The sequence below is a fragment of the Schumannella sp. 10F1B-5-1 genome (genome assembly GCF_006517535.1).
Classification (GTDB): Bacteria; Actinomycetota; Actinomycetes; order Actinomycetales; family Microbacteriaceae; genus Schumannella.
Map to the genome: position 1 here is coordinate 167742 of NZ_VHQH01000001.1, position 26929 is coordinate 194670.

21 protein-coding genes are annotated in these 26929 nt (G+C 65.7%); 7 read left to right on the top strand and 14 right to left on the bottom strand.

The window, feature by feature from the left end; genetic code table 11:
- Nucleotides 1–266 precede the first annotated feature (266 nt).
- From FJ658_RS00835 to FJ658_RS00845, 3 genes are all read right to left on the bottom strand, one after another.
- Complete coding sequence (locus FJ658_RS00835; RefSeq protein WP_181408269.1) at nucleotides 267–1280, bottom strand: hypothetical protein; 1014 nt, start codon at nucleotides 1278–1280, stop codon at nucleotides 267–269.
- A complete protein-coding gene (locus FJ658_RS00840) occupies nucleotides 1277–5911 on the bottom strand; it encodes a fibronectin type III domain-containing protein (protein WP_181408270.1) in 4635 nt (1544 codons plus the stop codon). The genes FJ658_RS00835 and FJ658_RS00840 overlap by 4 nt, the downstream gene beginning before the upstream one ends.
- Before the next feature lie 451 nt (nucleotides 5912–6362).
- Nucleotides 6363–6854, bottom strand: coding sequence for a hypothetical protein (locus FJ658_RS00845; RefSeq protein WP_141143488.1), 492 nt, complete (start codon nucleotides 6852–6854; stop codon nucleotides 6363–6365).
- A 194-nt stretch (nucleotides 6855–7048) separates the two neighbouring features.
- Here FJ658_RS00845 and FJ658_RS00850 point away from each other — a divergent pair, with 194 nt between their 5' ends.
- Together FJ658_RS00850 and FJ658_RS00855 are read left to right on the top strand one after the other, a co-directional pair.
- Nucleotides 7049–7819, top strand: a complete 771-nt coding sequence (locus tag FJ658_RS00850) for a hypothetical protein (RefSeq protein WP_141143489.1) — start codon at nucleotides 7049–7051, stop codon at nucleotides 7817–7819.
- 361 nt (nucleotides 7820–8180) lie between these two features.
- Entirely contained in the window at nucleotides 8181–8930 is a 750-nt protein-coding gene (locus FJ658_RS00855) for a DUF4429 domain-containing protein (protein ID WP_181408271.1), read from the top strand.
- Nucleotides 8931–9057: 127 nt separating this feature from the next.
- Here the strand turns inward: FJ658_RS00855 and FJ658_RS00860 are convergent, their stop codons facing one another.
- Both FJ658_RS00860 and FJ658_RS00865 read right to left on the bottom strand, forming a co-directional pair.
- Complete coding sequence (locus FJ658_RS00860) at nucleotides 9058–10407, bottom strand: hypothetical protein (RefSeq protein ID WP_141143491.1); 1350 nt, start codon at nucleotides 10405–10407, stop codon at nucleotides 9058–9060.
- A complete protein-coding gene (locus FJ658_RS00865; RefSeq protein ID WP_141143492.1) occupies nucleotides 10404–12122 on the bottom strand; it encodes an McrB family protein in 1719 nt (572 codons plus the stop codon). Before FJ658_RS00865 ends, FJ658_RS00860 begins: the two co-directional genes overlap by 4 nt.
- A 110-nt stretch (nucleotides 12123–12232) precedes the next feature.
- Here FJ658_RS00865 and FJ658_RS00870 point away from each other — a divergent pair, with 110 nt between their 5' ends.
- Genes FJ658_RS00870 through FJ658_RS00880 form a run of 3 tightly spaced genes read left to right on the top strand, consistent with a single transcriptional unit; the run spans nucleotide 12233 to nucleotide 13711 of the window.
- Nucleotides 12233–13150 (top strand): MT-A70 family methyltransferase, encoded by a 918-nt coding sequence (locus FJ658_RS00870; RefSeq protein WP_255447480.1) that lies wholly within the window; start codon nucleotides 12233–12235, stop codon nucleotides 13148–13150.
- Between the two features lie 25 nt (nucleotides 13151–13175).
- Nucleotides 13176–13466 (top strand): hypothetical protein, encoded by a 291-nt coding sequence (locus FJ658_RS00875; protein WP_141143493.1) that lies wholly within the window; start codon nucleotides 13176–13178, stop codon nucleotides 13464–13466.
- Complete coding sequence (locus FJ658_RS00880; RefSeq protein ID WP_141143494.1) at nucleotides 13457–13711, top strand: hypothetical protein; 255 nt, start codon at nucleotides 13457–13459, stop codon at nucleotides 13709–13711. Before FJ658_RS00875 ends, FJ658_RS00880 begins: the two co-directional genes overlap by 10 nt.
- Nucleotides 13712–13824: 113 nt before the next feature.
- On the opposite strand, the gene FJ658_RS00885 is transcribed toward FJ658_RS00880, so the two are convergent.
- From FJ658_RS00885 to FJ658_RS00895, 4 genes are all read right to left on the bottom strand, one after another.
- On the bottom strand, nucleotides 13825–15039 hold the full coding sequence (locus FJ658_RS00885) for a hypothetical protein (RefSeq protein ID WP_141143495.1): 1215 nt from the start codon (nucleotides 15037–15039) through the stop codon (nucleotides 13825–13827).
- 18 nt (nucleotides 15040–15057) lie between these two features.
- Nucleotides 15058–15231: a hypothetical protein gene (locus FJ658_RS15930; protein ID WP_181408272.1), complete on the bottom strand. Its 174-nt coding sequence runs from the start codon at nucleotides 15229–15231 to the stop codon at nucleotides 15058–15060.
- A gap of 90 nt (nucleotides 15232–15321) precedes the next feature.
- Nucleotides 15322–15729, bottom strand: coding sequence for a DUF3846 domain-containing protein (locus FJ658_RS00890; RefSeq protein WP_141143496.1), 408 nt, complete (start codon nucleotides 15727–15729; stop codon nucleotides 15322–15324).
- A 359-nt stretch (nucleotides 15730–16088) separates the two neighbouring features.
- Entirely contained in the window at nucleotides 16089–16631 is a 543-nt protein-coding gene (locus FJ658_RS00895; protein WP_141143497.1) for a hypothetical protein, read from the bottom strand.
- A 595-nt stretch (nucleotides 16632–17226) separates the two neighbouring features.
- Between FJ658_RS00895 and FJ658_RS00900 the strand changes: the two genes are divergently transcribed.
- Entirely contained in the window at nucleotides 17227–19092 is a 1866-nt protein-coding gene (locus FJ658_RS00900) for a P-loop NTPase fold protein (protein ID WP_141143498.1), read from the top strand.
- Complete coding sequence (locus FJ658_RS00905; RefSeq protein ID WP_141143499.1) at nucleotides 19014–20759, top strand: hypothetical protein; 1746 nt, start codon at nucleotides 19014–19016, stop codon at nucleotides 20757–20759. Before FJ658_RS00900 ends, FJ658_RS00905 begins: the two co-directional genes overlap by 79 nt.
- Here the strand turns inward: FJ658_RS00905 and FJ658_RS00910 are convergent.
- Genes FJ658_RS00910 through FJ658_RS00930 form a run of 5 tightly spaced genes read right to left on the bottom strand, consistent with a single transcriptional unit; the run spans nucleotide 20756 to nucleotide 26928 of the window.
- On the bottom strand, nucleotides 20756–21805 hold the full coding sequence (locus tag FJ658_RS00910; RefSeq protein ID WP_141143500.1) for a hypothetical protein: 1050 nt from the start codon (nucleotides 21803–21805) through the stop codon (nucleotides 20756–20758). The genes FJ658_RS00905 and FJ658_RS00910 overlap by 4 nt on opposite strands.
- Nucleotides 21805–23250, bottom strand: a complete 1446-nt coding sequence (locus tag FJ658_RS00915; RefSeq protein ID WP_141143501.1) for an ATP/GTP-binding protein — start codon at nucleotides 23248–23250, stop codon at nucleotides 21805–21807. The genes FJ658_RS00910 and FJ658_RS00915 overlap by 1 nt, the downstream gene beginning before the upstream one ends.
- On the bottom strand, nucleotides 23247–24902 hold the full coding sequence (locus FJ658_RS00920; protein WP_141143502.1) for a hypothetical protein: 1656 nt from the start codon (nucleotides 24900–24902) through the stop codon (nucleotides 23247–23249). Before FJ658_RS00920 ends, FJ658_RS00915 begins: the two co-directional genes overlap by 4 nt.
- Nucleotides 24902–26230, bottom strand: coding sequence for a hypothetical protein (locus FJ658_RS00925; protein WP_141143503.1), 1329 nt, complete (start codon nucleotides 26228–26230; stop codon nucleotides 24902–24904). Before FJ658_RS00925 ends, FJ658_RS00920 begins: the two co-directional genes overlap by 1 nt.
- Nucleotides 26230–26928, bottom strand: coding sequence for a hypothetical protein (locus tag FJ658_RS00930; RefSeq protein WP_141143504.1), 699 nt, complete (start codon nucleotides 26926–26928; stop codon nucleotides 26230–26232). The genes FJ658_RS00925 and FJ658_RS00930 overlap by 1 nt, the downstream gene beginning before the upstream one ends.
- Between the last annotated feature and the right edge of the window lies 1 nt (nucleotide 26929).

Consider the following 26929-nt stretch of genomic DNA (forward strand, 5'->3'; position numbering starts at 1 on the left):
GCCCCGTTTCGGTGACCGTGCTTGCTGGCGCGGAGGTCGTGCTCCTCGATGCGGCGCTATGCGCATCCTCGACGCAAGCGTGTGCGGTGCGTACACGTCTCGCGTCGGGGCGCAATCTGCAGCTGTGGGTGTGGGTGTGGGTGTGGTCCAGCTCAGTGGAGGCGCGGCGCGCCCAGTCGTCTATCGACGCGTTAGCCAGACGCTCGCGTCCCGTCCGAACGGTTCTTCCGGATGCCGGAGACGACCCATGATCGCCGGCGTGCAGCTCACTGCTCGGCGCGCAGTGTGGATCCGGTCTTCGTGGCGAGGCGAGTCAGCTCCGTCTCGATCGCATCCCATTCGGGCCCGGTCGCTTCGGCTGCCTCGATGACGAGACCGCGGAGTCTCCCCCCTGCCGAAATGGCGGTGACCGCGACGAGGTCGTCGCCGATGACGTACTCGCCGCCGTTGCGGATCTCGTCTCCGACGGGGGCGCCGGTGTCGGCGGAGAGCGTGCCGAGGAACCGCAGGATTGGAATCACGGCCCGATGGTCGAGCTGGGGGCTCATTTCATCGAGTTGCTCGTTAGCTCCGACCGGCGCGAGCTGCACTTCGACGCTCACTCCGCGACGCGGTTCGGGTTCAGGCGAGTCCTTTGATTTCAGGGTTGAGAAGAACGAAGGAACAGCTTCGTCTTCGTACGGCTTCTCATCCTCGGCAAGTAGCGGAGCCAGGATCGACTCTTCTGCGCCGACGAACTCGCGGCCAGTATCGCGAATGACCTGATAGCCGAAGAGCTCCCGCAGTCTTGGCGGTCCGATTCCGTCTCCAACGAAGAGGTCGTAGGCGCATCCCTGCACGACCTGCTCCGCGATGAAGGGGATGCTGCCGTCGTAGAGGATTGTCGGCGCGTTCTCATCCATCCACTTGGCTCTGCCCTTCGGCTTCGGCCATAGGCCCCAGCGCGCGTCCGGATATTCGAGTCGGATCACCTGCATCAGATAGTGAACGACCCGATCCGACGCGTATTGCACGCGCAGCACCTCTGTGAAGGGTTCCCCGAAGAATCGGGCATGGGCGGACATCGCGCCCGCAGGCACTCCCGGCAGGCCCTTCTGAATCTGATCCGCAAACCACTCGGTCAACGGGAGGATGCTCGCCGCGCTGCCGTCCATCGTGTCAAGGGGGCCGCCGGTCCGATCCAGCTGGTGCGCTAGCGCGACGAGGTAGTCGTGCTCGCGCTCGCGAACGCTCGCAATGTAAGACTCGGCCTGGGCGCGAGTGAGTTCCCGAAAGTTCACGTGCGCGGCCAATGAATCTCGAACGGGATACCGGCCTTATTGAGAGCGTTCAGGATCATTTCCGAGGGCCCGATGCGATTGGTCTCGTTGCTCGCGAGGAACACCCACTTGATCTGGTTCCCAGTCGTAGCCTTCATCTGTTTGTCCTTGTAGATCTGCGCGATCGCGCTCGCAAACGTTGGGGTTCCCGTCTTCACCTCAACGAACATCGTCTTGCCATTCGCCAGCGGCACGTGGAGATCGTAGTATCGATACCGCACGAAGCTAGGTGGGTTGACGAGGGTTCGGACTCGGCCCGGCAACGCCACATTGAACGCGCCAGCTGCATACTCTTCACCCGCAGCACCCCGAAGCCTGAAGTTGTCTCCGTGGATGAACTTCGGCAGCTCGGCTCCCGGGTGCAACGTGGTCGGCTCGGCTTCATCGATGAAGCGCTTGAGCAACTTGGGATCCACGCTCTGCACCAGGCGGGCCATCGACTCAGTGCTGGTCATTCCAGCGGCGCCGAGCTTGGACCGAAGCCCGTTGTCGAGTCCGTCGAGCATTCGAGCTCCGAAGGGCAGCGCTCCCGATGCGGAGACTGACGCCCTGCCGACGGCCGCTGGCGCCGCCCGGAATGCGGAACCGCTGCCGAGGATCGCTGTGCCGAGTCGATAGGCAGCGAGCTTCTGCTTGAAGGCGACTCGGGCCATGTAGCGGATGATCTTGACGACCGTTGCTTCGATGTCGCCGACGGCGGGGATCAAACCGAAGATGATCAAGCCAGCGGACAGGAAGTCGGCTTCGCCGAGGAAGCTGACCGCGTCGCGAACGTCGCCGAAGATCAGATAGCCACTGATCAGATTGCCGATGAGCCAGCCAAGCGAATCGCTGGGGCAGTACTCGCCGCAGATGAATCCGACGGAAATGTCCTGCAGCAGCGCGATATCGGAGACTCGATCGGTGAAAACGATGGGGTCGTAGCCGTTGCCGATTCCGTCGATCTCGACGTTGTCGGTGTAGCCGTCGCTGTCCGAGTCGGTACGCAGCGGGTCCGAGCCCCACGTGAGTTCGCGACCGTCGTTGGCTCCGTCGTAGTCCATGTCCGGCTGAAGCGCGTTCATGCCCAGGTCGACTTCGTCGAAGTCGGATGCGCCGTCGCTGTCGCTGTCGACCTTCTTGGGGTTGGCGGTGACGTAATAGCCGGCGGTCTTGGACGTTGTCGGAACGGCAAGGTCGGATTGGGTTGCCTTCAGCCCGACTTCCTCGCCATCGGTGAGGCCGTCGCCGTCGGTGTCGGCCTTGTTCGGGTTGCTGGTGACGCGTCCGAGCTTCGTGGCGCCGAAGCCGGACATGACGGGGACGACGCCGACGGTTTCAATCCAGTCGTTCAGGCCGTCGCCGTCGGAGTCGACGTTGGGGTCGGCGTCGCTGTTGTCGACGAACGGGGTGACTTCGTCGACCCAGTTTGCGATGTCGCCGGCGGTGGGCACGTAGGAGTAGGTGCCGCCGCTGTTGGTAGCGAGCGCCTGCATCCACAGGGCGTCATCGGGGTTGTCGGAACCGACATCGAGGACGTGGACCGGCGCGTCGGTGCGGTCGCGGAAGACGGTGTAGTCGCTGCCCCAGGCGTCTTCGTCTTCGTCGCTGAGCTCTGCCAGCGGGACGAGCTTCCCGTCGGTGACCAGCACGACGGTGTGGATGCGGCAGACCGCTGCGGCAGATGCCGGGTCACCATAGGTGTTCTGGTCCGCGTCTCCGAAGAGAGACTCCCCGAGCCAGGACGGCTCCGACCAGCCGCTCCAGTAGTACTCGTCGATGAGACCGCTTGCGGATCGGTACTCGTCGACCTTCGCCTTGGCTTGCGAGACCGGGAGAAGTTCGGTGCTCTGGGCCCATGGGATCAGGAAGTTCCAGTCCGGCGGGTGGTTGCCCATCGCCCGGCCGGTGAAGCTGGACTGGCCACCGGCACCGCGGGCGATGCCGCCGATCAGGCCGACCTCGCGGACCGAGGCGCGGTCGCCAGGCTTCAACGCGTCGAGGATCTCGTCGACCGCGTTGAGTCGCTCGTTGGTCGGGTCGGAGTCGGTGACGCTCCAGGTCTGGTCGAGGATGATCTGGACGTCCATCGCGGGATGCCCATCGAGTGCCGCCTGGCACTGGTTGGCGTTCCCACGCCACTCGGCCATGTCAACGATTGCGTAGCGCAGGCCGAGCTCGGGCGAGTGGATGGTGATGGTGTGCGCAGCAGTCGACACGGAGACGTTCTTGTTGGTGAACTCCCAAGTGGCGGTCGCGTCGTTCCACACGATCGGGGCGAGGCTCGCCAGACGTTCCTGGGCGTAGCTGGCGGGGTAGCCGAGAGTGAGCGACGTGGCTGCAGTCGGCATCGAGGTGGTAGCGACGCCTCTCCGCGCGACCGGACCCGACGGGTCCGCATCGTCGTCAGTGTTCTCGGTCTCGACGGTGGTGATCGCGGCGGTGGCGGTGATGATGCCGGCGATGTCCTCCGGCGGGGTCGATTCGACGCGGAGCGTGGACGCATCGCGTCCGCTTGCGTCGACCTCGGCCACTGCTGTCAGCTCGGTGAAGTCCCCGGAGGGGTTCGGCCCGGCGTAGGGATCGAGCGGCGCTGCAGAGAGGGTGTAGGTGCCGACCTCGTCGCCGTCGAGGGTCCCGTTGCCGTCGGTGTCGGCCAGCAGCGGGCTTGTGCCTAGAGCGATCTCGTCGCCGTCGGAGAGTCCATCACCGTCGGAGTCCGCGAGGAGGGGGTCGGTCCCGGAAGCGATCTCGCCTCCGTCGGGGAGGCCGTCGCCGTCGGTGTCTCGGTCGGCCGGTTTCGTGCCCGCCGCGAACTCGGCGCTGTTGATCGCGCCGTCGTTGTCGGAGTCCTCATCGGCGTCGCCGATTCCGTCGCCGTCGGTGTCGTCATTGCGGGGGTCGGTGAGGCCGGAGAGATTCAGCACCTCTTCGGCGTCGCTCAGTCCGTCGTTGTCGCTGTCGACGAGTGTCGGCTCGGTTCCGACTCTCTGCTCTGCGGCGTCGGAGAGCCCGTCGCCGTCGGTGTCGATGCCGCCGGCGCTGGGCGTAGCGGTCGCCGTCGTCGCGACCGCTCCCCATCCGGCGTCGTTCTTTGCTCGGACGGTGAAGGTGTATTCCGTGCCGTTGGCAAGGCCGTCGATGGTGGCGCCCTGCGTCGTCCACGTGCTGGTCGCGGGCACGGTCTTGGTGATGTTGCTCGGCGTCGCGGTGACTTCGTATTCGGTGACGGGTGAGCCGTTGTCGTACGCGGGCGTCCAGTAGATGTCGACTTCGCCGTCTCCAGGGCGAGCGGTGGCGACTTCGGGAGCGGCGGGAACGTCGTACGCGACGAAGCTGATGTAGGCGGCGTTGCCTCCGCCGGCGCTGTTGTTGGCCCAGACGACGGTGGCGTAACTGCACCCTGCGGTGAGCCCGGGGTAGTTGATCGAGGTCTCGATCTGGTTCGTGAGGGGCCCGTCCCACGTGCAGTAGTCGTCGGAGCGGACGCTGTAGTCGATGATGGGCGCCCCGCCATCGTCGGTTGGCGGGTCCCAGCTGACAGTCGCGTCGGTCCCGCTGCCGTTGAAGGTGACCGCGATGTTCTCGGGTGCTTCGGCGACGGTGGGGAGCACCTCGATCGCGAGCGAGCGGGCAGGACCGGTTCCGAGGGCGTTCGTGTAGGCGATGGTCGCGGTGTAGCTGCCGATTGGGAGGTCATCGAATGTGATGCTGCCGGACCCGTTGACGGGGCTGGTCTGCGTCAGCCCGCCGGGGTCGAGGGTGACGGTCGCGCTCTGGATCGGCGCATAGGGAGGATCCTGCGGCGAGAACCAGGAGACGGTGGCGGAGTTCTTGCCGCTACTCGCGCTGACGTAGTTCGGCTCTCCGGGGACCCGGCTCACCGTGTACGTGTGCCATTCGGTCCATTGGGAGACGTTCTCGGTGTAGGTGAGCGCCCTCCACCGGAAGGCGCCGACGCCGAGCCACGAAGGGTAGAAGCTGAGCTCTGTGTCTCCCGGTTCGAGGGTGGCCCACCAGCTTGCGGCGTACTGGCTGGTCCCGTCCTCGTAGGTGCGCTCGACTTCGAAGGCGGCGTCCAGGCCTGCGGAGGCGTCGGTGTCGCTGACGTTAATGATCAGCTCGGGGGCGGTCGTGGAGATTGCCCCGTTGGCGGGCGCGACGACGTCGGGCGGATCGATGTTCTCGTTGATGTGAATGCGGATCGCGCTCGACCACGGGCCTTCGCTCCCATCGACGATTGCGCGCGCGGTGAGGAAGTAGTTGTCGCCCGCGGTGAACGTGTTCGCGGCCGGAATCCACTCAGCCCAGGAGTCTTCGTCATAGGGCTCGTCGTTGCGGGTGGCGGCCACGGTGACGGAGTCGACGACGATCGCGCTATCGGAGTCGACGACGTGGATTTCGTAGCTGTAGTCGGGGCGAGAGTCGTCGGCGTCGGAGGTCCCGAGCTGGATGATCGCGCCATCTTCGGGAATGAAGGTCCAACCACTGGCCGTCATGAAGCCACTGACCCACGTCACCGCGGGCACGACCGACGGCGACGACGAGTCGGCGTGGGCCGCGTCGTCGGGTGTCGGAAGAATCGCCCCGGTAATCGCCACGGCCGCAGCCACGAAAAGGCCGATCGTTGCCCTGAGCTTGTTCGTGGCTTTCGCGCGCGTTTGAGACACGTCAGACCCCCATGATCCAACCGCGCCACGCATGCGCGACGCCCCCGAGACAAGCCAAATGCGAGGATTCACCGGCTCCTGTCGAGACAGTAGCCACAAGCCGGGACGACCGGTCTCCCCCACTACGAGGTACACGTGCCCGGACCGGGCGTCAGCCTCGCCGCCCCGCCGCATCCGCGCTTCCCAACTCGCGAGCTGACTGCGACTTCGGTTGCGAATAGCGCAAGCGCTCAACTCGCGGTACCCCTCTTGTTATCCGTGTGCGAAGAACTCGCCCTGAGATGGAGGGGGCGAGGTCTTGTTTTCCGGCATCCATGACCAAGTCAAAACGAGGTGATGCCGTTCAGTTGCACTCGTTTGTGGTCAAATCATGGTCACGTTCTCGGTGGGATCGTCAATCCCGCGGACCGAGGCCGAGCGACCGGTTCATGACCGCCAGCATCAACGACCGAGAACGCCGTAGGGGCTCAAGGTCAATCGCGAGCACAGTGGAGACGTTTCCGGCTGCCTGGGTCGAATGGATCCGATCAAGCACCGCTTCGTGATATCGACCTGCGCAGTTTCTAACGGCGTCCGGTCCGAGAAGCACTACGCGCGACTGGGCTCGTTGCACTTCCTCTGCGATCACTTCACCACGTGCCTCGAGTTGCTCCACGGACTCCCCAGCGGCGACATGCTCCACCCACGACGTGCAAAGCAAATCCATCCAGGTGTCCAGCGCCGCAAGGAAATCTCCATATGCCTGAAGACGTGCGGCGCGTGCCCAGCGCATCTGTTCTCGCCTCCCCTGGATCACCGAGCCCACGAGGCTGAATGCTCCGCTCAGGAGCGCGCCAGCGACCACTCCACTCAGTCCAACAAGCAGCGTCCATCCCTGTTCCGGCACTACGCCAGTGTCCTAGATCATCGTCAACACTGAGGGACCTCTTCCAACGACTTATTTTTGGGGGGGGCACCAACCGGGATTCGTATCGCTGCTCAGTCGCCGGCGGCAACAATCGCATTCCCAACGCCGCGTCGCCCTCGTGTGTGTCGATCCCTGCCAGCATCCGCCGCCATCCCTGCCTCTACACTTCCGCCATGCGCATGCAGGGAGGGGCAGACGAAGAGCTGCGATGGGTCAAGAAGCCTGAGGGAGCATACCGATCCCGCTCCAACCGCACGGCTGGGTACGAAACAGAGCTGATCCGCGATAGCGAGGGCAGGCTGCTGGGCCCCAGTGAGTCGCGCGCAGCAATCTTCGATGAGGTCTCGGAGCCCGGCAAGCGACACACCGCTCGACCCGACCCTCGTCAGCAAGTGGCCGAAGCGATGCTGGACGCTGCGATCGCTGCCGCCTCGCCCTACTTAAGAAAGGCAATAGAGGCCGGCGTCGAGATGGGGCTCGACGCCATCGTTCAGCTCGTAGGGTGGGCGCGCCGCAGGGCGGAAGAACATAAGGCCGTCTCGATGAACGAGAAGCAGCCCTCGCCTCCGCGAACGCGGTCTCTCAAGGTCATGGACGTTGAGTTCGTCGACGACGAGCCGGGCTCAGCGATCGAGGCGAACCGACCGCTCATCAGCGGTGATGAATACCGAGGGCGGTTCCTGTCAGCTCTCGCTGCGGAACGGTATGCAGCCGAGGAGAAGCGACGCCTCGCGCGCGTACGAGTCGCAGACGAGGCGCTATCCCCAGAGCTTCGAGTCGCCCTTCGCGCTGCGCTGGTCAAACCCGCAATTGAGCTGGATGAAGAGACGTTGGCCGTTGTGGTCGAGTTCCTAAATGGATCGCAAATCGAGGGCGGCCCGTACCTGTTGCTCCCAGCGACGGACGAAGACCCTTCCGGCGGCGGCGAAATCGGGAGAAGCTAGCCGTACGAGGACATGATGTTGCTGCTACGTCCCCGAGCAGGGGAGGTTGGTCGTCTCGCGCGGCACACGAGCCGGTCGTTGGCACCGATCGCCTCCTTCGGACGGTCTAGCTCGTCCTTCAGCAGCGGTTGGGGCGGCGGGCAACTTCCGAGTCTGGCGTGAGTGGATCGTGACCCCGTTAAGTGGTGGAGCGGGTCTGCGTTGGAGTTGATGCTGAGAAGGCGACCGACAACGACGTCCATATTGACCCACAGGGCCGATGAGCCGATTCGGCCCAGCGCCACCGGCGATAAGTGTTACAGCCCTGTCCCGATCGACATCACCAAGCCGAAGTAGTTGCGAGCGTGAGAAGCTTCTTCACATGCGGATCGAAGGAACCGACGGGGTCGCGGAGTTCCGAGACAACGACGTGCGATTCGAGTTCTCGGCGAAGGCGGCCAAGAAGAAGCGTGCGAGCGACATAACATTCCCACTCAACCGCATTCAGAGCGTCGAGTACCGGCCTGGACGAGGCAGCGAAGGGCAACTCGTGATATTTGCCCGTGGTTATAGCGGTCACGTTGGTGCGGCGAGCTCGGCCACGATCGTCGTCGGCCCACATCAGGCAGGACAGGTCTTCGCGGCCTCCGTCTCAGCAGCAGTCGGCGCGACAAAATCAGTGGCCGAAGTGAACGCCGAACGAGCGGCCGAGTCGGCCGAGTTGGCACGCACCTACGACCAGACCGTGAGACGCGAGCGGCAAGAGGTCCGTGAGGATCCTGCCACCGCAACGTTCCGCGGCTTCTCAGTACGTAGCGGCCGCTTGTGGAAGGGGACGACCGCCTCGTGGCCGCTAGGCGGCGCCGACGTCCATCTTGATGGCACGACGTCATCACGGATGAGCTTCGGGCGCATGGTCGGGGGCGCTGCGGTCGGCACCGTCATTGCGCCGGGCCTCGGCACTGCCGCGGGCGCGGTCATCGGGGCCTCCGCGCGCAGAGACACCTCACGGCGCTTCCTTAGCATCCACACCAGCAGCGGAACCATCACGATCGAGTACACACCAGCGGAAGAGTCAGCCGCTCGACGGTTTGCGGACAGTGTCGAGCGCTCTGCCGCGGTTTCCGAGTAGCTGCGCGAAGGACGTTACAAGCTGCCGCTGAGATCAGCTTCTCCCTGAGTACAGCACTCCACTGTGCCGCCCGGGCGGATGGCGAAACAGCCTGACAGCAGTCAGGCACGCTGCCTCGGAGACTGGCCTACAGGCGATCGAGCGTTCGGTAGAAGTCATTTCGATGAGCGCGGGCGTTTGGGCCGACGTCGAAGAAGATGACGTGACATGCGGGATCGAACTCTCGCACGAGCAGCGGTGCCGGATACTCATCCCCGAAGCCGAGCGAGACCGGGTAAATGAGGGCGACGCGATCGGTTCGGAGGTTTGAGTGACGCGCGTACGCAACCGCCTGATAGATATCAGCTCGCCTCACTCTGACTCGCTGCCCACGAGCGGGTGCGATGGCTACCGAGTCCTCAGCTCTGGCAACAGACGCGGCAGGCAGAACATCTTTGTACTTGGCGTCGAGCACCAATTGGGCACCGTCGCCGCGCCGGACGACGTAGTCGGGTTTCACGGGAGTCGAGCCGTTGACCCGACCGACGGCATCAACGAGCGTTGCCCGACTACGCGTCTTCAGCAGCGATGCGCCGGGCCATGCCTGCAATACGTTTCCGAGGGCTTCTTCGTACAGACTGTTGAGCGACCACATGATGGCGTCTTGGACGTGGCCGCCGACTTCAGTGGACACGTAGGTTCCTTCGAGCAAGGCGGTCGTGAACCTGACGATGGGGCCATAGTGGCGGAGCGGACCCGAGATGTTGAAGCGATTGACATCCCCGGGCCTCGCTGGCGCGTCGGCGACGCCGACGAAAAGAGTGAGGGCGCGTCGGGTGAGCTCGGCCAATGCACTTCGGGCGCCCTCGACGGGAAGCGTCCGCGCGAGAACAGCAACTTGCCGCAGTCCGGCCTTCAGATACCTGTTGGTGGGGGTGTCGAGCGATGACTCAGCGAAGCGAGTGGGGATCACGTGGGGCCGCGCGCGGCTAGCCGATCTATCGAGGTAGCGGGCAACGTCTATGTGCCCGCGAACCCGCCCCACAAGTTCGTCTTCCCGGATGACATATCCGCGCCGAAGCCAGCGTGTCGCGAAAGCAATCACCTCGGCGACATACCAACCGAGCAGACAGGCGGCGGGTTCGGTGCGCAGCGCTGCTAGGTTCGCTCGCGCGTCGCGGAGCTTCTTTCCTACGCTCTGTGTGCCGTAGGCCCAGTCAGCGAGGAAGAACAGGTCCAGCCCCTCGATCTTTGGAGCGACGCGAAGGTGAGCCTGCTGTCCTGCGATTTCGAGGCGCGCAATGCCGGTCAGATCGCCGGCGCGGACCGTCCAGTCATCGTCTCCGGGTGTCTTCTGGAAGGCAAGGCCAAGTTCCTTCCACCGGTCGCGTGAAAGAGCACTGACGAGGTCATCGGCGGCACGCGCGGTCGACTGCTCGGAGATCTCGAGCAGAGGTTGCCCGAGCTGCCACCTTGCGGCGAGAGCCTCGTCTGTCACGGCTGGTCGACGTCGTCCGAATGACTAGTGGCGAGCCAGGCGGACAGCGCCGACTCGACTGCATCTTGGTCGCCGTCCTCGGCATCGATGCCGAGTGCGCCGAGCACGTCCGCCAGCTTGCCGGCATCGACGAGTCCCTCCGCTGCGTATTCGTGGAGCAGCGGGACGACCTCGTATGCGAATCGTCGAGCGATTGAGGCGAGCGAGCCGGCTTCGTCGGCGGCGTCACCAGACGGCAGGAAGTAGCTGTGACCGACTGCGAGGGAGGCGTTGTTGTCGGCGGCAGTGAACAGGGCGGAGACCGCTTCGAACAGGTGCAGCGCTGCAGCTTTGTCCGCTGTTCCGAACCAATCCGCGCCGTCGATAACGGAGGCGTCGGGGATGAGGGTGATGAATGTGAAACGCCGTCTGAGCGCGTAGTCGATGAGCGCAATCGAGCGGTCCGCCGTATTCATCGTCCCGAGCAGAATGAAGTTCGAGGGGAGGACCATCGAGGCGTTGCCATCAATCGTGTACGGGGTGCGCACCGGAGCGTCACGGTACTCGAGCGCGTAAAGCAACTCGCCAAACACCCTCGCGATATCGGCTCGGTTCACCTCGTCGACGATCAGGATAATGTCGCAGTCGTTGCCAGCGTCACGAAGCTGAACGGCGACTGCGGCGAGGAAGCTGAGCACACGGTGCTCAGCCCGGAACGTAACACCGCCCGCCGTAGGCACCGGCGCGAGCGTGCGGACGAAGTCTTCGTAGCCGTAGGAAGGGTGAAACTGCGCGATGTCCCAAAGCGCGGTAAGGCCTCGCCTAATAACGGCTTGCGCCACATCGTAGGGAGTGCGTTCATTGGCCGGCAGCTCGTCGAGAACGTTCGAAAGATTCGACTCACCTCCCCGGTCCGAAGCGGCCCAATCGACGTAACTCTTTGCGACGTGCGTCTTGCCCGTACCGGGTGCTCCCTGAAGCACGATCTGCTTACGACGGCGCGCCTCCTCATGGAGCACGCGGAGGCTATCTGGCAGTGCAGCGCGAGACGAAAGCGGAGTGGCGACGCGCGGCCGCGCTGCCGAACGGAACTCGTCCTTCGTGAGCCCTAACCAGCGATTCGCCTTCCAGAGCAGAGCGAGTTCAACGGCATCACCGCGGGCGGCGACCACCGGGCTCACTTGCGCCCGAATCCTCTCCTCGAGGAACTCGATCAGAGCAGGAACGAACTGCGCGGTGCGGTGGAACCTCGCCGTTCCGATGATGGCCGCCCCGTGGCGCTCTGGATCGAACAGAGGCACTGCGGTGGCTTGGTTGAGCAGCGACGAAGCCGCCTTCCGAGCTTGCTCCCCGACACCGAGTCGAGCGAATGCCTGCTCGACTGCGTCGGTAGCGAAACCGGCCGGATCGAAGTGGCCGTCGCCTGTTGCGAGCGTCTCTTCCACTACCTGCGCGATGCGCGGCTCGGCGAAGACTCGAGCAGCCCACGCCAAAGCGTTTGCGGTGTCGTTGTCTCCGTCGCGCGCCGCACGAAGCCACGCGTCGTCGATGAGGGCATCGTCCTGGAAGGTGAACATGCTCTTGATCCAGCTCGACGCTGACTCGGCGCTGTTGGACTCGGCGACGTCCATCACCTGCGACACCGTCATGCCCGGCGCCAACTGAGCGGCCGTGGTCGTCAGACTTTGAAGAGTGGTGTTCCTCGTCAACGACATATGTTCGAGACCAACGTCCATGGGCCGATGCTACCGACCCGTCGATGCGCCTGAACGGTTCGCGACACTCGCGGGCGCAACGCTAGAAGGTGCCGCCCAAGATCTAAAGTAGGCTCGCTCCCAAGATCTAAATGGAGACCACCATGACATTGACGGTTGAACCTACCCCGGTGCGGGCGCGTGCCGCTGAGCCGCTTCGCGATGAGCAGGCACCGCCTCCGCTGCCGTCAATCGCCGGGGGGTTTCAGACGGTCTACGCCGATCCGCCGTGGCAGTTCCAGAACCGGACAGGCAAGGTCGCGCCCGAGCATCGCCGGCTCGATCGCTACTCGACGATGACTCTCGACACGATCAAAGCACTCCCGGTCGCGGATCACGTCGCCAAGAACGCACACCTGTACCTCTGGGTTCCGAATGCGCTCCTGCCGGAAGGTCTCGCGGTCATGGAGGCGTGGGGCTTCCGCTACGTGAGCAACATTATCTGGGCAAAGCGGCGTAAAGACGGTGGCCCGGATGGGCGAGGGGTCGGCTTCTACTTCCGCAACGTCACCGAGATTCTGCTTTTCGGGGTTCGGGGCTCTTTGCGGACGCTGGCGCCGGCACGTTCGCAAGTCAACATGGTGGAAACGCGCAAGCGTGAGCACAGCCGCAAGCCCGATGAATTTTATCCCCTCATCGAGGCATGCTCGCCTGGTCCATTCCTCGAGATGTTCGCGCGCCGCGCACAGCCCGGGTGGCACGCTTTCGGGGACGAAGCTGCGGACGAGGTCGAGCCTCGCGGCCGCGAGCAGAAGGGATACAGCGGCGGCGCGATCGAACGAACCTGGCAGCCGGAGCCCACGCCCCAACTCGCGCCCCACCAGCGCCTCGACGCGGCCGCGGCCGACGAACTAGCCAAGGTGGTCCGATCCTTCTACGACACGGGTCAGAGCATTCGAGACATAGCGCGGACCACCGGCTACAGCATTCAGCGGGTTCGATCGCTACTTCAACACGCGGGAGCAGACCTCCGCCCGCGCGGAGGAACACACGGCTCAGTTGACGATTAGGCAAGCTTGAACGAAGATCGAACGCATGTTCGAATCAGTCATGGTCGCGCGGCCGGGCGCTGACTCACGAATTCCCATCAACGTCTGGACTGTCGACGGTCGCCCGTCTCGCCTGGTGGCGGGCGCGGAGCGCTTCACCGTGATCAATTCGCCCACGCCCTTGGCGGAGGCGGACCTGATCCTCAGCGCTGGCGTGACGCACCCGCCGACGTCATCGGCGTGGCGGTTCACGGTCCGCGCCGCCGATGGCGAGTCGTCGGTGCTGGATGTGGCGTGCACGCCAGAGGGCTGGTTCCTACTGCGTCGGTGGGAGTGAACCGGGTTCCGGACTGGCATCCGCGGCAGAACGCGTATCCGGTGCGGTGGTTGCTCTCGAACGGACGCTATGCCGACCCGTACGCCGAGCTCCGACTGATTCACGTGATTCGGGGGCAAGCGAAGCACCACTATGAGCTGCGGCACGTCGGGAACGAGTCGCTGTCGGGCGTGTTCGAGACGGGCGATGCGGCGGCGGAGTTCGCTTGGGATTGGTATCTGCGGCAGCAGCGCGGAGAACGCTGACCGGCGGAGCCTTTCGGGGGAGCGCGAGGGGGTCGCCCCTCGCGTGCCGGCGCAGCTGGCACACCGGCTTTGGGGTGCGGGCGGGGCGACTGGATGCCGCCCCGCCCGTACTCCTACTCGGTTACCTCGTCCTCTCGGTTGATCGCGGGGAGGTCGGCCGCGATCCGCTCGACGTCGGAGAGCGTGTAGCCCCACGCTTCCAACTGCCGCAGGTAGTCGCGATCTGCCGCGTTGGGGGTGCGCCAGGATTCGCGGCTGGTGTGGTTCTCTCGTGCCGACAGGGCGGTGGCGAGGACGACGTGTCCGGCGCGGGTCGGGGTGTCGGTGGCGACCTTCGCGATCACGTCGCGGGTGTATCCGGTGCCGTCGAGGTTGAGGAACTCGCGCGTGTGGGTGTGGTGGTCGTTGCCGACCTCGTAGGTGTAGGTCGTGAAGGTCACGGCCTCGAACAGCGCCGCACCCTTGGGCAGGTTCTTCCGGCTCAGGAGTGTCGCGATCCAGGCGCGGCGCACCGGTTCGGCGGCGTCCCATGCCTTGTTGTTCGCGATCAGGGTGCGGCGCTCGGCGCGGCGCGCTTTGGCTTCCTCGTCGGGGAGGTCGGCGATCTTCACCTTCGCGACGTTGCTGCTGTAGGCGTAGCGCTCGTGGTGGAGGTCGGGGCGGGTGCAGTACGGGTCGGCGTCGTGCTCGTCGTCGCCGAAGCCCCAGACCTGCACGCGGAGGACGTGGCCTGCGCATCCGGTGTGCTCGGCGGCGGTGATCGCGGGCCGCTCGTTCGCGTCGTCGGCGGCGTCGGTCAGCGACTGCAGGCGACGGCATCCCTCAGGCCATTCGGTTGTCGCGGTGATCCCCTCCCCTGCGTATGCGGCGATGATCTCCTCGGCACGCTGCGCGAGCGCGCCGTCGTGGCGGAGCCGTCCGGCGACGTGGTCGAGTTCCTCGTCGCAGGCTTCCGCGATCGTCGCGAGGGCGTCGTCGTTACCCTCGAACTCCGCGATCAGGATCGCCCGGTCGAGACTGACCGCTGTGTCCGCGAGTGCGTTCCGCGCACCCGCCGACTTCGCGACGGTGAGGGACTTCTCCACCGTGGCCTTGTCCTCGCCAGTGGCTTTGGCGATCTTCGCCACGGTCAGCCCTTCCAGGGCCAACTGCTCGTAGGCGATGACGCGCTCGGTGCCGGTGAGGTCGGTGCGGCGGTCGTTGGTGATCAACTGCTGCGTGATCCGCTGCGTGGTGGTGAGCGCTCCCGCACCGAAGTACGCGGGGATCGTCGGCAGTCCTGCTTCGCGGGCGGCGAGGGTGCGGCGCTGGCCGTCGCGGACGTACACGGTGCCGTCGTCGCCGCGTCAGGCGAGGACGGGCAGGAGCACGCCCTCGGCCTTGATGGACGCGAGGAAGGCGGGGTCGAGGTGGATGTCGGTGCGGATATTGTCCTCGAACTCGACGGTGGTCGGGTCGATGTGCTCGACCTGCGCGACCGGCACCGTCACCGGGGCTGTCTGGGTGGTGTTATCAGTCATGGGCTTATACGTCCTTAGATCTCGTTATGGTGGTGGGGATGTGGGCCGGAGCCCGGAAACACTTGCCTTGTTTCCGGGCTCCGGCTTTCGTCATCTTCTGGCGCGGGTCGGGAAGAGGAACTCGAACATGAACCGGTACTCGGCCGGTTCGCGCTTGCGCGACCAGTCCTGAACGATCCCGGCGCGCTCCCCCGGCGTCAGCGACCGCGACTCACCGCTCGTGTGGTCGATGCCGAGGAACAGCCCGGTGCCGAACCAGGCACCCTGTCCGGCGAACCGCTCACGGCGGAGCATCACGGACAGTTCCGCATTCACGCTCGAGCGATAGAGCCCTTCGTCATCGACCCACACATCGACCGTGTCGGTGTAGCCGACGACGTCGTAGGTGTGGCACCCGATCGCCCGGTGCATGCCCTCCATCCGCGCATCCGCAGTGGTGTCGTCGATCTCGACCGAGGACAGGACCCCATCGATACCGACCTTCAAACCTCGCAACATGTGTGCTTCTCCAATCCCCTTCACGTTTTCTTGCCGTGAAGGCGACTTGTCGCCGGTAGGGCGACCGGGCGGAGTGCAACCCGCAGGGCGGCAGGGGAGAGAGTTTCCGGCCGGAATCAGGGAGCGCAGCGACCGCGGTCGGAAAGTCTCGGAGGAGCCGGCGGCGCAGCCGCTTGAACGCAGCCCGGGCGCCCGTATCCTGCCGCAGGCTTCACGGTAAGAAAACGACGCCCCGCGTCGACGGGTACCGTGCCGGCCACCGGCCGGCTCCGACCAGTGAGCGCAGCGCCGGCCCCCGCCGGCACCGCATCCCCCGGCCCCGGGATCCAAGCGCTCTCGCTCGAACCCCGGGGTGTCGGTCAGTGCTCCTTCTGCTCAAGGACGCGCATCGCGATCTCCATCGCCCGATCCGGCTTGATCGCCACCGTCCGGGCCGGATCCCACGAGTTCCGGCGCTTCTTCGAACGACGGTGCAGGTTGTAGAAGGTGCGGATCAGATGATCCGGAGTCCGCTCCCCTGTCGGGTGCATCGCCAACCACAACTCCGGACACGGACGCCGCCGCGCCCGCTCCGCGAGCACCGCCACCGGCACACACCGCAGACGACCCCGCTCGAGCGCCGCCCAATAGCGTCGACCCGCCAGCTCGTCCCGTTGACGCTCCTCCGCGCTCCGCCGGCCCGCCATCGCACGTCGCTTCTCAATCAGCGCGAACTTCGCCTTCCGCTCTTTTCTCTCACGCGCCACCTCAGGCCCCGGGGTCTCCCCCCACCGCGCATCGAGGCGGGCGATCATCGCGATCTTCTCGTCGATGTCGAGACTCGCCACCAACTCCTGACGCCGCTTCCAAGTGATGCCTTTGACAAACTCGTCCCAGGTGACCGCTCCGCTGTTCCCGACCATGTCGGTTCCTCCCGCTCGTTTTTCTTGCCCTTCCGGCGGGGTGATCAAGAGCGAGCGGAAGGAGCGAAGTCACGAACGGATGCGGTTGCTAAGCGAAGTCTGCAAAGAGCAGCCGGGCGGGACGCAGCGACGAGAGCGAGCTACGATCGACGGCCGAAAAGGGCAGAAATCCCAGAGAGACACAGCGCCGCGCGTCGGCTCCGCTCCGACGTGGCCAGCGTCGAGATCAGTTGAGAGACGGCGTGCGGTCGTATCGTCATCCCCATGACCAAGCGAGACCCAGCTACCCTGCCGACTGCAGAGTCTGCGTCGCCACTGGAAGGCACGGAGGACTGGCTCGACTTCGGGGAGACCGAGAGTCTCTCGGCCCCGGACGCGAAGCCGTCCTCTGGGCCCAACAAGCGGGCCAACTAGGTCAAGGCGCGCCCCGCCGACTGCTCGTACCGCAGTCGGGGGATTGGACGGGACGACTGCGAGCAATACTCTGCGGAATAGCGCACGCGCCCGACGAGCGCCACTCGCTAATCGAGAGGTCAATCAACGGCACGTGCTGCGCCGAGAGTAACGCCCGCAATCTGCTCGCCAAGGAACCGCATTGACCCACAGCCCGCTCTCCGCCGAAGACCTCCTCCGAGACGAACCACTTGATGTCATCGCGGCGGGTGGCTCGATCCCCGACAGTCTGGATCTACTCAACCACCGCAGCACAGCGCGGCGCGTGGCCGAACTTGCGGCAACCGCCACTACCCACATGAACATCGCCATCTTCGGCCCGTGGGGGTCGGGGAAGAGCAGTTTCTTCGGCTTGCTCGAGAAAGAGCTCGCGAAACTGCCGGAACAACCGACTGCGCTGCGGTTCGACGCATGGAAGAACGCGGGCGACAACTTCCAGGCCAACTTCCTCGCTGAGGTCGGCCGCCAACTGGACCAAAACGACGTCGACGAGCGGCTTTTCACATCGAAGAGATCCGTCAGATTGCCATTCGGGCTTCATCGTCTTGACAAGACGAAACGGCGCAGAGCCGTCGTTGCAACTTCGCTGATCGGCGCCGCGATCGTCCTTGGTCTCCCCGCACTGTGGGCCCGAATCGCGATGCTCTCGGACCCGAAGCTTGAGTTCGTCCCGACGTTCGCGGCGAACGTGCTCGGCTTCGCGGGTGTTGCCGCAAGCGGATCGCTGATCTTCGTACTACTCGGGCTTCTCATGACTCTGACCCGGGTTGACGTTGAGGAATCTCGCCCGAGCTCGGTCGCCCAGTTCCGTCAGATCTTCGACTCGATGTTGAAGAAAAAGCGGCGCTACGTCGTACTCGTCGATGAGCTGGACCGCTGTGATCCGGACGCTGTCATGGACACCTTGGAGGGCCTGAGAACCTTTCTCGGCCACGATCGCTGCGTCTTCGTGGTCGCTTTCGATCGAGCAGCAGTAGCAGCGACAATCGCCCGGCATCATCGAGGCGGAGCTCCTGTAGAGCCCAGCGCGCCGTACTACGCAACTTCGGGTGAATACCTCGACAAGATCTTCCAGTTTCAGATCTCTCTTCCGCCGCAGCCACGGCATGTTGCGCGGCGCTATGCACTTTCACTCGTCGCCGACAAGGGCGGGATATGGGCAGAACTACGCGCGTCCGGAAATCAGAGGCTTGAACGTGTTGTGAACGCGGTCTCCCCGATTCACCTACGGAGTCCGCGCCGGACGAAGGTACTGCTCAACGATTTCGCAGTGAACGCGCGACTCTACGAGTCCATGGGGTTCGATTGGCTCGGCAGGTCTGAGGAGATCGCAGTCTGGACAGCGATCCAGACCGAGTTCCCCACGCTCGCGCGCGAGATGGAGATCGAGCCACGAGCGCTCGACCGCAACCTGGAAGCCGCCCGCGCCAACGACTCCGCTGAACTGATTCAGCCGGTCGACGAAGTCGTTGCGCCCGAACCAAGCGCAGAGGGAGCAAGCAAGTTCCGAGAAGGCGTCGCCCTTGATCTCGCGGCTGAACTTGGCCAGTACCTTCGCCGGTTGAGTGAGAGCGGTTACGCCCTTCCCCGTCAAGACCTGGTGCTCATGCACGCCGGCGGCGACCTCCTTAACTTCGACGACCCAGCGATCTACAACATGGTGCTCGACGTAGAGGGCCCTGCGAGATCCGATCTAACTCAAGCTCTCATGGACGCGTCCGATCACGATCGCGAAGGCGCGCTTCGCTACTTGCTGGAACAGCGAGAAGGCGCGTTTTTTTCGGAATCCTGTCTGGTTCGGTCACTCAGCCCATCCGAGATCAGTACTCGGCTGAGCTCTCGCGCATCGTGTCTGCCGGGCTCACCTCCACCGTCGTCGACGCCAATTCGATGTCCGGGTATCTGCTCAGTGCTCTGGATCAACCGCAGATGCTCTCGACGGCACTCGCCGCGGCGATCGACCGAATCGACACCGACACGCTTCTCAGAAGTGTCGTCCCTGAAATGAGCGACGAGCAGCTGGGCGCAGCGGCAGAAGCACTCCTCGACGCGGCAGTTCCGCATGGCGCGGACGAAGGCGCGTACCTCCCCGAACTCCTTCGCAGGCTTGGCAGGTCTGTCGAGGAGGTGGATTCGAGCATGATTCTGCAGGCGTTGAATCGCGCCTTCCGGGTGCCCGAACTCATCATTCATGAGCCAGCTAGCACCGCGACTGTCGCAGTCAATGAAGCGAAGGTCCTCAATGAAGCCGAGAAGAATGACCGAGCAGCACGAATTCTCGAACTCTCCACAAGAGCCAGCGATATCGCGGACGTACGAGCCGATGTCGCCGAACATTCCGAGGTATTCGGGGCCATCCAGCAGTTCCTGCTCGAAGTGGGCGAGCTGGACGAAAAGACCCTTCTGAACCAACACGATGAAGTCTTCAACGGCGGCGTTCCGAACATCGCGCCCGAGCACCAGTTGCGATTGGCGCTCGTCGCGATCGCACGGCGTCCGTCGGGGGCCGCTTGGCGATGGATCTCGACGGTAGAACGGCTGGCGGGTGTTACTGCCGATACAGAACTCACCGAGAATGCAATCGAGACTGTTGCACGACGCTTCGTTGGGGGATTTGCGGCGGACGTGCGCGCGAACGCGCTCAGTAACTACCGGCACTTGAAGCTCGTTGCAACGCCGACTCCGGTCTCGCACAGTGGCGTGCTCAGTATCCTCGACATGCACGTAGCTGGCGCGGACTCGGAATGGGACGCATCAATGCTGAGCGACACTGCTGACTTCCTCGATGCCGGCGAGAGCGCGGAACCCGGCATCGGCTTCTCAGCGCTGCAGGCAACTCTCGTTCTCAACATCCTCGAGTCCGGCGCCGAAGACGCTCAGACGGACGGCCTTCTAGCCATATCTGAGAGGGCCGCTGCCCCCGCCGAGTTCTCTCTTGCTTTGAAGAGCAACGTAGAGATGAGCATCGAGGCGAATCCGCTTCTAGGCCGAATGATCGCAAGGGCGGATGCCGCCGCCTCTGCCATTTCGAATAAGCCCCACGCCTCGTTGACGGCAGATGAAGTGACGGTGCTCACGGAGTACGAGCCCAGCATCGCCGACACCTGGGCGAGGTCCGGTCCGACCGCGGATGAAATCATTGCGGTCGCGGACGAGAGCGACATCCTCGTATCAACCGCAGCCCTCCGAACGTGGGCGCAACGAGTGAGTGTCGAGGAGCGAAGTCAGCTCTGGTTCCACTTCGCGAACGTCGACGCCCTCCAGCGAGCGCGCGCGAGCGCGGGAGACGAGATCACTATTTCCTCGAGCCGTCCTTTCATGACTCAACTATCCAACGCGTCGAATGCCGCCTCGCGAAGCGCACTAGCCGACCGGCTGCGCACGATTCCACCTAGAACAGCGGGGCTCAAGGCTGTACTGATCGACGCGATAGACCTGCTCAGTACACGCGGTGCGAACCAGGACCTAGCGGTCGCGGCCCAGCTCGCGCTCTCCCTCCCGACGCTCTCCGGGCCGGAACGGGGCCGCATGCAACGGTTGTTCGGCGACTGGATAGAGCGCGACTCGCGCGTGCTCAGCAAGCAGCGCGTCGCGGAACTCCGAGATCAAGGTCTGCTCGCGAAGCAACGAACGACGAGCTTCCTGGACACTGTGTTCGGCCGGAAGAAGCGCTAGACGTAAGCGATGTCAACGTGCAGGTGGTTGCAGGTGTCGTCGAACTCCGCGAAGTGCTGCAATGCGAGCCGCACGTCGGCTTTCGCGCGGCACTGCTTCTGACCGATACGCGCCTTCGCCTGGACAACGGCATCGAGTGCGCCGATGAGGCGGATGGCATTGCCGTCTGCGCCGGTGGTGGGTGTGGCAGCGAGGCTGTAGAAATCGACGGCCCCGCCGCCGCCGTTGATCCAGTGGGATGACTTGGTGCCGCCGCCGAGGATCTGGCCGGTGCATTTGCGGTTGATGTCGCTCACGCCGATGCGGTGGAAGGTGTTGAGGGCGATGGTGATGATCTGCAGAATACGGACGTCGATGTCGCAGTCGGGGACGGTCTGGCCTTGGGCGATCCAGCGGATCTCTTTGATGTGGTCCGGGGTGAGGCCTTTGAGGCGTCCTTCGTCGGCGGCTGTGACGAGGTTCTGCGCGAGCTCGATCTTGTCGCCGGAGATGCCGCAGCCGGTGCCTCGTGTGGTGGCGGCGAGGGCTTGGACGACGGCGGTGGCGGGCTGGTAGTAGCGGGTGTAGTGGTCGGGGTCGGCGTTGCCCTGGACTTTGTGCGCGGCCGCTGACGGGGCGAGTTGCTCCCATCCGGTGATGGTCTTGAGCTTGGTGAAGAACAGGGTCGCGGACTGCTCGGCATCCATGCGTTGGGCGAGGGTGCCCCATTTGTCACGCTGCTGGAAGAGGCCGCGGGAGTCGGGGCCGGCAGTGTCGCCGTGGTCGAGGACGCGGAGTGAGGACTCACCCATGGCGGTCATGACGCCGAGGGTCTGTCCGGCGGTGTCGAGGCCGAGGGCGGTGGCAGCGTTGATGATGTGAGCGGCGTTGGTGAGCTGGGTGCCGGAGTACCCGGCTACTGCCGCCACCTTCCCTGCCGTGGCGGGATCGACGGTCTGAGTCGTGCAGGCGGATGCTTGGCCGGTGCCGGAGGAGAGGGTGAAGCTGCCGGCGAGGAGCGCGAGGATGGCGCCGCCGGCGAGGGCGGTTCTGGTGATGAGGTTCATCAGTTCGCGACGGCCTCGAAGGCTTCGTCGGTGTTGGTCAGGCGGGTCTCCCAGGGGGAGCGGATGTGTTCGACCCAGATCTCGGGGCGGGAGCCGATCTTGTCGTAGCGCTGCCCGTCGCGCAGTTGCGTGATGCGTTCGGCGGCGTCGGGGGCGAAGCCGAAGACGCGCTGGCACCAGGCGGCGTCCTCGTGGAGGGATTGGCGGTAGACGTGGACGGTCTGTGCTTCCTGGAGCATCGCGATGGAGGGTGAGCCGTCGGGGATGTCGGTGCCTTTGTGGAAGACGAATACGTTCGACAGCGCGAGTCCGCGGGAGAGCTTCTGGTTGGAGCGGGCGAGCGCGGCGGAGGGGCCGGCGGCGATGTGCCAGCCCTCTTCGTAGATGCAGTTCGTCGCCCAGCCGCGGTCGTTGCGCAGCCGGCCGAGGAGCCACATGTGCCCGATCGCCATCACCGCCGGGACGGCGGGACCGTCTTCGTCGAGCTGGGAGATGTCGAACGAGGTCAGCTTCCCGGTGAGGTCGACTTCCTTGGAGGTCTCGCCGTCGAGGAGCCCGGCGTAGTCCTGCAGGAGCGAGTTCAGGGTGAAGCGGACGGAGAGGCCGGCCTGGTGGAGGGCGTCGATCGCCGTCGGCGACAGATCCGCATACTCCGGCAGATCCGTCACCCGCGACAGGTTCGGCAGCACATCCGCGAGCACCGGGGTGCGGTTCCCGTCCTGGGTGGCGCGGGTGCGGGTGAGGGCGGCGCGGAGGGCTTCTTCTTCCCATTCGGTGAGGGCTTGCCCGTCGCGGGCAAGGCGGACGATCACGTTCAGCAGCCTCATCTGCCCTTGCCCGCCGGCGCCGTGGGCGATGAGCGGGTCGAGGAGATTCACCCGGGTGCCGGTGCCGTCGGTGGTGAAGCGGATCGGTTCGGCGCCGAAGCGGCGGGCGAGTTCGGAGTACTCCCCCTCCCCGCCGCGGTCCTTGCGGTCGAACACGACCGCGCGGCGCTTGTTCAGCAGCAGAGGGCGCAGCACGTAGGAGGTCTTGGTGTGGGAGCTCTTGCCGGAGCCGACGTCGCCGACGATGACGACGTTCGGCGACGACACCGCCCGCGGGGTCGCGTTGTAGGCGGTGACCGGGTCGTGGGCGATCGAGGTCTGCGACAGCACATCCCGACCGGTCACGATCCCCGCCGTGCCGGTGGGTGCGCCGATGGTGGCGGTGTTGAGGATCTCCGCCTGCCGGGTCGTCGTCGGCGCCCCCGCCAGCTTGGGCCCGTAGAACCCGCGCCGCGCCCGCCCCGGCTTGACTCGCAGCTGCGATCCGGGGCGTCCCCAGGGTGTCTGCTCGAGCAGCGCCTCCCCCGGCTCCGGAACTGCAGCTGGGGCGGGCGGGGCGATGAGGCGGAGGACGGGGAGGTTCCAGACGGTCTTCTTCTGGTTGTCGGTGGTGGTCATGAGAGGGAGTCCTTGTCGCTGCGGCCGGCCATCCGGTTCACGGTGCGGGTGGCGAAAGAGGGGGTGCCGGGGTTGAGTCCGCGGGCGATCGGCCACGTGGTTCCGGAGGCGGCGGCCTGGTAGGAGTCGAGCCAGTCGAGGCGGGTCACGCCGAGCTGTGTCGCGCAGGCGTCCTCGAGGATCCGGGATCCGCGCATGAGGTCGTCGCGGCTGCGTTCGGAGATCGTGACGAACCCGACCCACTCGACGCCCTGGTGCGGGGACCCGTGCGCGAGATCCGCCGCGCGGCGTTTCGCGGCGGACATGTTCGACCCGGTCTCGTCCGCGACCAGGCGGCCCTTCTCGCGGGCGGCGCGGACGTCGGCGGTGTCGCGGACGACATCCGCCCGCGCCGCCGACGATGCTTCCCCCTTGGGGATGAGGCGGAGGTGGAAGGACAGGGTGCGGACGGTGCGGGTCTCGTTGCCGAGCAGCAGCGGCAGCGCCCACAGCGGGGTGCGGGCACCCATGGCCATGTTCTCCGACGTGATCGCCGCAGTCCGATGCCACCAGGTCACAGTCTCGCCGGTGACCGGATCGGAGTCGTCGACGACGTGGGCGGAGAACTCGTCATGCGAGGACAGGCCGAGGCTGGTGGGGTCGATGTCGGCGACGTAGTCGATCGGGCGGGACGGGTTCTGCTGGTGCAGGATCATCGCCGCCAGCCGACGCGCGGAGAGCACCTCGACCTCGCCGAGGCGTGCGTCACGGAGGCCGGTGATGGTGGAGGAGATCTCCTGCCGCATGAGCCCGCGCCAGCCGTCGCGGCCGGTACCGTACTTCAGGGCGGCGTCGCGGAACTGCTCCGTGACCTGCCACCGGAGAACGATGTAGTGCCGCTGCACCATCGCGTTCTCCCCCGTCAGCCGCAGCACGTCCTCATAGGACTGGACCGCATCCGCCGGGGCCGCGTCGTCGAGGGCGGAGAGGACCCAGAACTCCTGCATCGCCGAATCCGGCGGCAGCACCCGCGTGATCGTCTGCACGCTCGAGGCGAGGTTCGACGCGGACGCCTTCGACTCCAGGAACGCACCCCACGCCGCCGCGGCCTGCCGCATCGCCGACGGCGACTCGAGACCAGACGCCTGCCCGGTGACGGTGAACGCGACCGACAGGTACTCCGGCTCCCCCGACGGGGCATGCCAGGCAATGCCCGGCTCACGGGGCGCGAGCTGCAGCCACCCGAGCCCGTCGGCACCGTCCGGGACGGCGCGCATCGCCGCGACCTCCCGCGCTGCGGCAGTGCGCGCCTTCCGGCCGCGGGCGTTCGCGAGTGCGGAAGTCCGCACCTCCCACTCGGCCTCATCGAACGGGTCGAACCGATCGGTCCCGGCGGCGGTGCGCCGCTTCCACCGGGAGCGGCGGATGCGGCGATCGATGATCGACCCCCGGTGTGTGCGGGCGGTGAGGAGGACCGTCGTCAGGCCGCCGGCGGCGGCGATGACGACACCCCAGACCCCGATCAGGGGCGTCGCGACCAGCATCACCAGGAAGCAGACCGCGAGGGCTGGGATGCGGCCCTTGGGTTGGGTGCGGCCGAAGAAGCTCCGGTGCGCGGACTCGCCACCGATGTGGCGGTCGCTGTCGACGGTCGAGGCGATCGGTGCGCTCATCACTCCCCCTCACCGTCGTCCATCGCCGCAGTCGCCTGCTGCCCGGCGGCTTCGGTGACCTCAGCCACCTTCGCCCCACCGGCGACCACACCGGCCGCGATCAGCGTCGGAACGCCGATCACCGCACCGGCACCGGTAGCGGACTCCGCCGCACCTGCGGCGGCGACGCTCTCTGCCGCGGTCGTCGCGCCCGCTGCCGATGAGGCTCCGGCGGCGGCACTGGATGCCCCGGCCCGCGCGGCAGCCGCTTCGCCGAGCCCACCCGCGCTGCTACGCGCGGCCACGGGGGCCGCGTCAGCCGGTCCGCCCGAAGAGGCCGGAGTCGGCGCATCCGGGGTGCGGCGGTTGCCGAACCGGGCCGCCGCGTCGGAGAGGGATGGGGCGCCCCAGGAGCCGGGTGAGATCGATGGGCCGGAGGCGCCGCCAAGGCCAGTCGGGATGAGGGGTGCGAACTTCATCAGCAGCAGCGGGGAGAACGCGGCCATGAACATCGCGATGATCGCCACCACGAGCTCGACCGTCTTCTTCAGACTCGCCGAGTTCCCCAGCACGTCGATGTTCGACGCGAGCAACGAGAACGCGACCCCGAGCAGGAAGAACAGCAGCGGGTGCGCGGCGAGTATCCCCACCCACACCGCGAGCAGCTTCGTGCCGAAGCCGCGCCGCTGCGGATCCAGGATCCACACCAGCGACAGCGGCACCAGCACCCCCACGAAGTACAGGGTCACCAGCTGCACGATCAGCACCAGCAGCACGCAGATCAGGCCGAGGAGCATGCACAGCATCAGCACCGTCGCCAACGGCAGCCCGCCGGCGATCGCGGCGCCGTCGCTCTCGTCGATCATCTTCGAGAACTGGGACGTGACCTTGTCCACCGACGACGTGATCCCCCACGACGCGAGCGAGTTCGACAGAGCGTGGAAGAACTCCACCAACACCCGACCGAACGCCGGACCGAAGATCGCCCCAACCAAGAACAGCGGGAAGTACAGCCCGAGAGACTCGAGCGTGTCCCGCCCCGACTGCGTCCCACGGGCGGTCCGGTAGAGCTGCGGGATCATCAGGACCACCGCGGCGAGGATCGCCATCGCGAACGAGATCTTGTACGCGTTCAGAAACCACTCCGCGCTCAGATCCGGCAGCGTCGCCTTCGTCACCGCCGGCAGCAACTCCGACGACAGACTCTTCGACGCATCCTTCAACGCCTTGAACGTGTTCCCCCACGGGTCCGACCAATAGCTCACGGCGCCGACGGCGCCGTTGACCGCATCTCCGACACCACCCGCGATGCATCCGAGCGGGTTGCTACCGCAGTCCGCGGCCGCCATCAGCAACCTCCGGTGAATGTCGTTCCGAGGGAGAACAGCTCCTGCGTCGGTCGCGGCGACTCGCCCTTGACCAGGCGCCAGGCGTCGCGCTCCCACGCGAGTTCGAAGGTCGTCGACGAGCGCAGCTGCGGGCTCAGCTCGCCGTCGATCACATAGCCGCCGCCGACCGACACGGTGGCGGTGTCGTCGGTGTACGACTCGAGGTGCCAGACGCCGGGGATCGTGGAGATGTAGAAGTCGCGGCCCTCTTCGACGATTCCGCCGCTGGGGTTGGGCGAAGTCTCGTACGCCGAAGCGAGGTCGCGGAACTGTGCGTTCGCCTGGTCGGAGAACAGCTCGCCCTCGACTGAGGCGATCTCATCGGGCGCGGGAACGGGTGCGCGGTACATCCAGCGCACGATCGCGGCCGTCACCTCGACGGCGCCGTTGCTGGTGTGCGGGGCGTCGGCCTGGGCGGTGAGGAGCATGTCGGCGTCGCGGTTCTGGCCACCGAGGCATCCGGTGGGCTCGGCGTCGGTGGTTGCGGACTTCGACGGTTCCGGGCTCGAGCTCGTCGACGGTGCGGTGGTGGGGTCGTCTTGGCCGGCGCGGAGTGCGCCGGCGATGACCGCCCCGGTGATCGCGAGGGCGATGACGACGACCACGGCGATGAGGATCCAGAGGATGCGGCGGCGCGGGCGGGGCGTGGTGGCGGCCATG